This is a genomic window from uncultured Caulobacter sp. (genome assembly GCF_937900395.1).
Lineage (GTDB): Bacteria > Pseudomonadota > Alphaproteobacteria > Caulobacterales > Caulobacteraceae > Caulobacter.
The window spans coordinates 23,214-31,441 of sequence record NZ_CALCDX010000179.1 but is presented as its reverse complement, the minus strand read 5'-3'; the positions used below and the strand labels follow the sequence as shown (position 1 = coordinate 31,441).

Genomic DNA, 8,228 nt, shown 5'->3' with positions numbered 1-8,228 from the left:
CCCCGACATCCTGGCCTGGCGCGACGAGATGCTCCGCCCGCCGGGACCGCTGAACGGCCTGGCGCGGGCGACGCAGCGGCGGATCAACCGGATGATCCCCGAGAAGGTCCACGCCGTCCTCACCACGGCGATCGAGGGCATGACGCGGGGCATGCTGACGGGCTCGGACTTCCTGACCGGCGCGCCTCAGATCGGCCTCTCGCTGGACGAGCGGCGGGCGCGGGCGGCGCTGGCGATCGATGGCTGGAAGAAGACGGCCGCCGTCGAGGGCGGGGTGACCGGGGCCGGGGGCTTCCTGGCGGCGGCGGCCGACTTCCCGCTGCTGATGAGCTTCAAGATCAAGCTGCTGTTCGAGATCGCCGCCATCTTCGGCCACGACGGGACGGCGCTGAGCGAGCGTCTGTTCATCCTGCACATCTTCGAGCTGGCGTTCTCGGACGCCGAGCATCGGGCGCGGGTGATGGACGCGATGCAGGACTGGGACGCCAAGGCCCATCCGGCCCACCTCGACGACTTCGACTGGCGCGCCTTCCAGCAGCAGTACCGCGACCACATTGATCTCGCGAAACTGGCCCAGTTCCTGCCGATCGTCGGCGCGCCGCTGGGGGCGATCGTCAACTGGCGGCTCGTGGAGCGGCTGGGGCATGCGGCGGTGATGGCGTACCGGATGCGGGCGGAGCAGGGGGCGAACGCAGCGAAAGGTACGGGCGCAGATCACCCTCTCCCCTAGGGAGAGGGCGGGACCCGCGCCGTAGGCGTGGGAGGGTGAGGGGATGGCGAAGCCAGCTCTGAGTCCGCGCAAGCCTCTGTCTTACTGGTATTTTTTGCGGCCAAGGCTGAAACCCTCACCCTCCCATGCTTCGCATGGGCCCCGCCCTCTCCCGAGGGGAGAGGGTGATGGACGGAACGAGCGTTCGCGCCGACTTATCCTCCACCTCAGAACCTGTCGTACCCTGTCTTCACCTCGTCGCGAGGAAAGGGCGCATGGCCAGCGACCATTTGCGGCGACGGGGGGCGATCGAGCGGGGACAGGTTCGAGGGGGATACTCGGACGGTCCGGGGCTGAGCTTGCTGGGCTCACCCGCCCGCCGTGGGCGTGGTTGGAGGCAAAAGGGCGTGTCTGGCTGCAAGCCCGTCCTCTCCGACCGCTGGGGTAGCTGGAAACGGCGAACTCCAGGTCCCGGTAAGGCCTGAATAGGGCCACCCGACGGGAGGCTGGCGGATAACGGTCGCGCGGAGCGTTCGGGCTTCGTCGAAACGGTATTTATCTCTTTCTTCCGGACGTCGTCCGGCGCTCCGCGTCCCTTTCCATCTTCAGCGAGCGATCGCGTGAAGCGGCGAAGCCGTGCGCCTACAGATCGAAGCGCACCCCCTGGGCCAGCGGTAGGGCGCCCGAATAGTTCACGGTCGCGGTCTGGCGGCGCATGTACTGCTTCCAGCTGTCGGAGCCGCTCTCGCGGCCGCCGCCGGTCTCCTTCTCGCCGCCGAACGCGCCGCCGATCTCGGCGCCCGAGGGGCCGATGTTGACGTTGGCGATGCCGCAGTCGCTGCCGGCCGCCGACAGGAAGGCTTCGGCCTCGCGGACGTCATTGGTCATCACGCAGGAGGAAAGCCCCTGAGGGACGTCGTTCTGGATCGCCACCGCCTCGTCGAAGTCCGCGTACGGCACGACGTGCAGCAGCGGCGCGAAGGTCTCGCGCTGCATGCAGGGCGCGGGGGCGGGCAGGCGGGCCAGCGCCGGGCGAACGTAGAAGGCGTCGGGCCATTGGTCGGCCAGCAGACGCTCGCCGCCGCTGACGGTTCCGCCCTCGGCCCGGACGGCGTCCATGGCGGCGACAAAGGCCTCATAGGCCTGGCGGTCGATCAGGGGACCGAGCAGGGTCTTGGCCTCGCGCGGGTCGCCGACCGGCAGGCGCTGGAAGGCGGTCTCGACGGCGTCCGACAGCTTGTCGACCAGGCTCTCGTGGACGATCAGGCGACGCAGGCTGGTACAGCGCTGGCCGGCGGTGCCGGCGGCCGAGAAGACGATGGCGCGCAGGGCCAAAGAGGGGTCGGCCGACGGCGTGACGATCATGGCGTTGTTGCCGCCCAGCTCCAGGATCGAGCGGCCGAAGCGCTCGGCGACCAGCGGCGCGACCGCCTTGCCCATGCGGGTCGAGCCGGTGGCGCTGATCAGCGGGATGCGCGGGTCGCGGGCCAGGCGCTCGCCGGCGTCGCGGCCGCCTTGGACCACCGACGCCAGGCCCTCGGGCGCGTCGCTGAAGCGGGCCAGGGCGCGCTCAAGGATGGCGTGGGTGGCCAGGGCCGTCAGCGGCGTCTTCTCGGACGGCTTCCAGATCACCGGATCGCCGCAGACCAGGGCCAGGCACGCGTTCCAGGCCCAGACGGCGACCGGGAAGTTGAAGGCGCTGATCACCGCGACGGGCCCCAACGGATGCCAGGTCTCGCGCATGGCGTGGCCGGGGCGCTCGGAGGCGATGGTCAGGCCGTGCAACTGGCGCGACAGGCCGACGGCGAAGTCGCAGATGTCGATCATCTCCTGGACCTCGCCGGCCGCCTCGGAGGCGATCTTGCCGGCCTCCAGGGTGACCAGTTCGGCCAAATCCGACTTGGCCGCGCGCAGCTCCTCGCCGAACAGGCGAACCAGCTCGCCCCGGCGCGGGGCGGGGACGACGCGCCAGGCGTCGAAGGCGCGGCAGGCGGCGGCCACCTTGGCCTCGATCTGGCGGGCGTCGTCGAGGGCGACATGGGTCAGGATCGCGCCGTCGATCGGGCTGCGCACGGGCTGGCCGGCGTCGGCGGGCCGGGCCGGGACGCCCAGCTTGTCCAGGAGGTCGCGAGCGTGGGCGGCGGGAGTCGGGAAGGACTGGGTCATGGCTCTGGAAAACGCTCACCGGGGGTTCGGGTCAAGTCCTTGGCGGCGGCGTTGCGCGGCGCGCGACGAGCGGCTAGGGACGCTGCAAGCAGGAGAACCGACATGGCGCAGGCTAAACTCATCGACGGCAAGGCTTTCGCGGCCGATCTGCGGGCCAAGATCGCCGAGGAGGTGGCCGAGCTGAAGGCCAAGCACGGCGTGACGCCGGGTCTGGCCGTGGTGCTGGTCGGCGAGGATCCGGCCAGTCAGGTCTATGTCCGCAACAAGGGCGAGCAGACCGAAGCGGCCGGCATGTACTCCGAGACGCATCGCCTGCCGGCCGAGACCACGCAGGACGAGCTGCTGGCCGTGGTCGCCAAGCTGAACGCCGATCCGAAGATCCACGGCGTGCTGGTCCAGTTCCCCGTGCCGCCGCACATCAGCCAGATGGACGTCGTGGCGGCGCTGTCGCCGGACAAGGACGTCGACGGCCTGACCGTGACCAACGCCGGCCGCCTGGCCAGCGGCCTGCCGGCCCTGACGCCCTGTACGCCGCTGGGCTGCATGATGCTGCTGAAGGACACGCTGGGCGACCTCTCGGGCAAGAACGCCGTGGTGATCGGCCGCTCGAACCTGATGGGCAAGCCGATGGCACAGATGCTGCTGGCCGCCGACTGCACCGTCACCATCGCCCACTCGCGCTCCAAGGACCTGCCGGGCATCGTGCGCCAGGCCGACATCGTCGTGGCCGCCGTGGGCCGAGCCGAGATGGTCAAGGCCGACTGGATCAAGCCGGGCGCCACCGTGATCGACGTCGGCATCACCCGCTATCCGGCCCGCGATCCCGCCGCGGCGGCGGCGGGCAAGACCCGCCTTGTCGGCGACGTCGCCTTCGACGAGGTCCGCGAGGTCGCCGGCGCGATCACGCCGGTTCCGGGGGGAGTCGGACCGATGACCATCGCCTGCCTGCTGGCCAACACGCTGACGGCGGCCAAGCGCCTGTCGGGGATCGCTTGATGAGGCGGCTGGCTTTTCTCGCCGCCTCCGCTCTTATCCTCGCGGCCTGCGGCGCCAAGCCTCCGCCGCCGCCCACGCCCGAGCAGGCCCTGGCGCTGCGTCCGGCCGACGCCCGGCTGGCGGGCCTCTACGAGACCTCGTGCCACGCCTGCCACGCCGTTCCCGGCACGGGTGCGCCGCTGGTCCATGACCGCGCCGCCTGGGATCCGCGCTGGAAGCAGGGCGAGGCCGTGCTGCTGGACCACGCCATCCAGGGCTTCAACGCCATGCCGGCGACCGGCCAATGCGCCACTTGCACGCCGGACGATTTCAAGGCCCTGATACGGTTCATGGCGGGGCGCGAAGACTCCGCGAAGTAACAATAAGAGCGGGCGGAAACATGATCTCAAGGCGTGGGGCCCTGATCGCGGGCGGAACGGGTGTTGCTGTGGTCGCGGGCGGCGCGGCCGCCTACAAGGTCGCCACCGGAGACAAGCCCGAACCGCCTTCGCCGCCCTCCGTCAACGCCGACGGCAAGCTGCTGTGGCGCAACTGGTCGGGCATCCAGAACGCCTATCCCGCCGCTCGCCTGGCGCCCAAGGACGAGGGCGAGCTGGCCCTGGCGCTGAAGACCGCGCAGGGACCGATCAGGCCCGTGGGCGCGGGCCACTCCTTCACCGCCCTGGCGCCGACGACCGGCACGCTGGTTTCGCTGGACGCCATGGCCGGCATCGTCGGCTGGGAGGGCGACGCGGCGATCGTCCGCACGGGCACGCGGCTGGGCGCCCTGGGGCCGATGCTGGCCGAGAAGGGCCGGGCGCTCCCGAACCTGCCCGACATCAACAAGCAGTCGCTGGGCGGGGCGCTCGGCACGGCGACCCACGGCACGGGGGCCAAGATCCCGGCGCTGCACGGTGACGTCACGGGCCTGCGTCTGGTCACCCCTTCGGGCCAGGTGATCGACGCCGACGCCGAGAACAACCCGGAGATCTTCCAGGCCGCTCGCGTCTCGCTGGGCTCGCTGGGCGTGATCAGCCAGGTGCGGATCAGAACGAGCGCCAACCGCCGGCTGCGCCGCCGCGTCTGGCTGGAGCCGTTCGAGGAGGCGCTGGCCAACGCCGAGGCCCGCTGGGCCCAGCACCGCAACTTCGAGTTCTACGCCGTGCCGTTCACGGGTCTGGCGGCCAACATCAGCCACGACGAGACCGACGATCCGGCCCTGCCGCGCGGTCCCGACCAGGACACCGAGTTCCTCGAGGCGCTGAAGGGGCTCCGCAACCTGCTGGGCTTCGCAACCCCGGTGCGCAAGGCCGCCGCCAAGGCGCTGCTGTCGACCGCCAAGCCCGAGACCGCCGTCGACGAGGGCTGGAAGCTGCTGTCGACCGAGCGGCCGGTGCGCTTCAACGAGATGGAATTCCACCTGCCGGTCGAGAACCAGCTGAAGGCGCTGGAAGAGGTCGTCCGGACCCTCGAGAAGGAGCGGCCCGACGTCTTCTTTCCGATCGAGGCGCGGCGGATCGCGTCCGACGACGCTTGGCTCTCGCCATTCCAGGGCGCGCCGCGCGGTTCGGTGGCGGTGCACGCCTGCTACCGTGACGACTTCAGCTTCCTCTACAGCCTGGTCGAGCCGATCTTCCGCCGTTACGAGGGGCGGCCGCATTGGGGCAAGCTGCATACGCTGCGGGGGCAGCAGTTGCAGGCGCTGTATCCGCGCTGGAACGATTTCCTGACCGTGCGCCAGGACCTGGATCCGGAGGGGCGGATGCTCAATCCGTATCTGAAGGGCCTGTTCGGCCTGACCTAAGCGGCGGAGCCCAGGTACTCGGCGACGCGCGCTTCCAGCTCGGTGACGAGCGGTCGGCCGACCGGGTGGGTGTCGACCCGGATGTCGTCGCGGACGCAGGCCTTGATCGCGTCGATGTGGGCGTCGACCAGGAACATTGGCGCGGAGAGCCGCGTCGCCGGATCGTCGATCAGCTTGCACAGCGAAGCCGACAGGCGGGTGATCAGCGGGAACTCGTAGGTGGCGCCCAGGCCCTTCAGGTCGTGAGCGCGAAGGTACAGGGTCTCGACCGTCTCGGCGTTGAGGCCCTCGGTGCGGACCGCCTGGCGCGCGGCTTCCAGCTTGACGATCTCGTCGTCCAGCCATTGGGCGAAGTTGCCGGAAAGGCTTTTCAGCGCGGCCTCGGCCTTGGCGATCGCGGCCATGTCGATGCCGCCGCGCCCGCCCACCTTGAGCTTGAGCATGTTCGGCACCTGGATCACCTCGGCGGTGGTCTTGTTCGTCACGATCGCCTCCCCAGCGGCGGATACTTAAGTGACGCTAACATAGCAGGCGTTAACATTGAGTGAGACCGCACCTACCGTGCGACCCAACGTCTCAGGCCGAGAACTGCTCGGCCAGGACGCGTTCCTCAAGGCTGCGGCCAGCGTCGAACAGCATGGATAGCGAGGTGCCGCGGTCTTCGGAGATGTGGACCTCCATGACATCCCGCACCTCGAAGTTATCCGCGACGGCACTGACGGGGCGCTTGTCGGCCTCCAGGATCTCGAACGTAACGCGAGCCGACTGCGGCAGCAGGGCCCCACGCCAGCGCCGGGGACGGAAGGCGCTGATCGGCGTCAGGGCCAGCACGTGGCCGTCGATCGGGATGATCGGGCCATGCGCCGAAAGATTGTAGGCGGTCGAGCCGGCCGGCGTCGCCAGCAGGGCGCCGTCGCAGACCAGCTCGCCCATCCGCACCTTGCCATCGATCGAGATGCGCAGCTTGGCGGTCTGGCGGGTCTGGCGCAGCAGCGAGACCTCGTTGATCGCCAGGGCGCGATGCTGGGTCCGGCGCGAATCGATCGCCACCATGGCCAGCGGATGGATGACCGCCCGCTCGGCGGCGTTAATCCGCTCCAGCAGGCCGTCCTCGCTGTACTCGTTCATCAGGAAGCCGACCGAGCCGCGGTTCATGCCGTAGATCGGGGTCTGGGAGGCGATGGCCTCGTGCAGCGTCTCCAGCATGAAGCCGTCGCCGCCCAGGGCGACGATGACTTGCGCATTGTCCTCGCCGACGTCGCCGTAACGCGCGACCAGCCGCTCGCGGGCCTCTTGCGCTTCGGGCCGGTCGCTGGACTTGAACGCCAGGCGAGTCACGAAAGGTTGCGGCTGGTACATGGCGCCAAGAGGCGGCAAGCCCAGGCGGTTGTCAAACCGCGCCGACGGCCTGGCGGAAGGCCATGCCGGCGATATCCGGCGTGAACGGGCCAAAGGCGCTGCCGGCGCGCCGCAGGCCCTCGTCGCCGCCGCCCGGACGGCCGCCATTCAGTTGGCGGACGTGCTCCAGGATCGTCGGGAACACGCTGCGATCGATGCCGACGGCCGAGCAGGCGAGGGCCAGCAGCTCGGGCTTGGCGCTGTCGATGGCCCGGCGGATCTGCGGCGGCTCGAAGTCCCCCAGACGCGCCAGGGCCATGATGAACAGCTGCAGCCGTCCTTCGCGCAACACCCGCAGCAGGTAGCCAGGTCGGAGCTGACCCGCCGAGTCGAGCTTCTCGATCAGCGAGCGCTCCATGTCCTCGCGGTCCTCGTCTTGCTCGATGGGGCCGATCTCGATTGCGGTCTCGCCGCGATGGGCGGCGCGCAGCGCCTCATCCAGCGCCCCCTGCATGCGGGCGGTGTCGAGGTTGAAGCGGGAGGCAAGGGCCTCGCGCAGGGCGTGGCCGACCAGCACATAGAGCTGCTCGGCCAAGTTGCTGGACATGCGCGGGTGCCGGGCCAACGGCGAGCGCAAAGCCACGACGTCACGCGAGCGGTCAACGAGGCGCTGCATGGCCTGGTCGGAGATTTCCGCGGTCTCGTTGGCCGCCAGGGCGGTCAGGACGGCCGGCTCGTCACGCTCGATGATCGCGTCGACCACCGGCGGCGACAGGCGAGGGCGACGGGCGATCTCGATCTGGTGCTCCAGCGTCGCCTGGACCAGCAGACGGACCAGATCGTGGTCGTTGAGCACAGGGCTGCGGGCGATGATCGGGCGGGCGATCTCAATCTCGTCCAGCGCCATGATGTTGATCAGCGCCGACGGCGCCCAATCAGCGTCAGCCAGACGCTCCGACAGGCGATGGCGGATATCACGTTCGGCCTCGACCACGAGGGTCATGAAGATCGAATTCAGCAGGGCCTGTACGTCGGGATGGGTCGGCTCGCCCTTGGCGCGGCCTGCTTCGCACAGGTCGATGATACCGGTGAGCAGACGCTCGCGGTCTCCCGGCTCGCGACTGCGAGCCAGCGTCATTAGCGCGGAGATCTCGACGGCTGGAATGGCCCGACTCCTCGAATCCTTAGGCGCTTCAAGGATGACCTTGCGGAGGCCAAATGAAAACATGCTTAAAG

General features: G+C 69.6%; 9 protein-coding genes. 5 read left to right on the top strand and 4 right to left on the bottom strand.

Annotated features, from left to right (window positions below):
• On the top strand, positions 1–730 hold a 730-nt coding region (locus Q0379_RS15765; protein WP_299010803.1), incomplete at its 5' end, for an EcsC family protein.
• A 223-nt stretch (positions 731–953) separates the two neighbouring features.
• On the top strand, positions 954–1,157 hold the full coding sequence (locus Q0379_RS15760) for a hypothetical protein (RefSeq protein WP_299010815.1): 204 nt from the start codon (positions 954–956) through the stop codon (positions 1,155–1,157).
• Positions 1,158–1,351: 194 nt separating this feature from the next.
• Here the strand turns inward: Q0379_RS15760 and Q0379_RS15755 are convergent, their stop codons facing one another.
• Positions 1,352–2,875: an aldehyde dehydrogenase family protein gene (locus Q0379_RS15755; protein WP_299010800.1), complete on the bottom strand. Its 1,524-nt coding sequence runs from the start codon at positions 2,873–2,875 to the stop codon at positions 1,352–1,354.
• A 102-nt stretch (positions 2,876–2,977) separates the two neighbouring features.
• Here Q0379_RS15755 and folD point away from each other — a divergent pair, with 102 nt between their 5' ends.
• The 3 genes from folD to Q0379_RS15740 are packed head-to-tail and all read left to right on the top strand — an operon-like array spanning position 2,978 to position 5,654.
• Positions 2,978–3,871 carry a bifunctional methylenetetrahydrofolate dehydrogenase/methenyltetrahydrofolate cyclohydrolase FolD gene (gene folD, locus Q0379_RS15750; RefSeq protein ID WP_299010798.1) on the top strand — a complete coding sequence of 298 codons (894 nt, stop codon included), beginning with the start codon at positions 2,978–2,980 and terminating at the stop codon, positions 3,869–3,871.
• Positions 3,871–4,230 (top strand): c-type cytochrome, encoded by a 360-nt coding sequence (locus tag Q0379_RS15745; RefSeq protein ID WP_299010795.1) that lies wholly within the window; start codon positions 3,871–3,873, stop codon positions 4,228–4,230. Before folD ends, Q0379_RS15745 begins: the two co-directional genes overlap by 1 nt.
• A 20-nt stretch (positions 4,231–4,250) precedes the next feature.
• Positions 4,251–5,654, top strand: coding sequence for a D-arabinono-1,4-lactone oxidase (locus tag Q0379_RS15740; RefSeq protein ID WP_299010792.1), 1,404 nt, complete (start codon positions 4,251–4,253; stop codon positions 5,652–5,654).
• Here the strand turns inward: Q0379_RS15740 and Q0379_RS15735 are convergent.
• The 3 genes from Q0379_RS15735 to Q0379_RS15725 all read right to left on the bottom strand — a co-directional run bounded on the left by Q0379_RS15735 (position 5,651) and on the right by Q0379_RS15725 (position 8,130).
• Positions 5,651–6,139: an Hpt domain-containing protein gene (locus tag Q0379_RS15735; RefSeq protein ID WP_299010789.1), complete on the bottom strand. Its 489-nt coding sequence runs from the start codon at positions 6,137–6,139 to the stop codon at positions 5,651–5,653. The genes Q0379_RS15740 and Q0379_RS15735 overlap by 4 nt on opposite strands.
• A gap of 91 nt (positions 6,140–6,230) precedes the next feature.
• The gene (locus Q0379_RS15730; RefSeq protein WP_066680920.1) at positions 6,231–7,013 is read right to left on the bottom strand and encodes an NAD kinase; all 783 of its coding nucleotides are present in this window, start codon (positions 7,011–7,013) and stop codon (positions 6,231–6,233) included.
• 31 nt (positions 7,014–7,044) lie between these two features.
• Positions 7,045–8,130, bottom strand: a complete 1,086-nt coding sequence (locus tag Q0379_RS15725; RefSeq protein ID WP_299010783.1) for a DUF2336 domain-containing protein — start codon at positions 8,128–8,130, stop codon at positions 7,045–7,047.
• Positions 8,131–8,228: the final 98 nt, after the last annotated feature.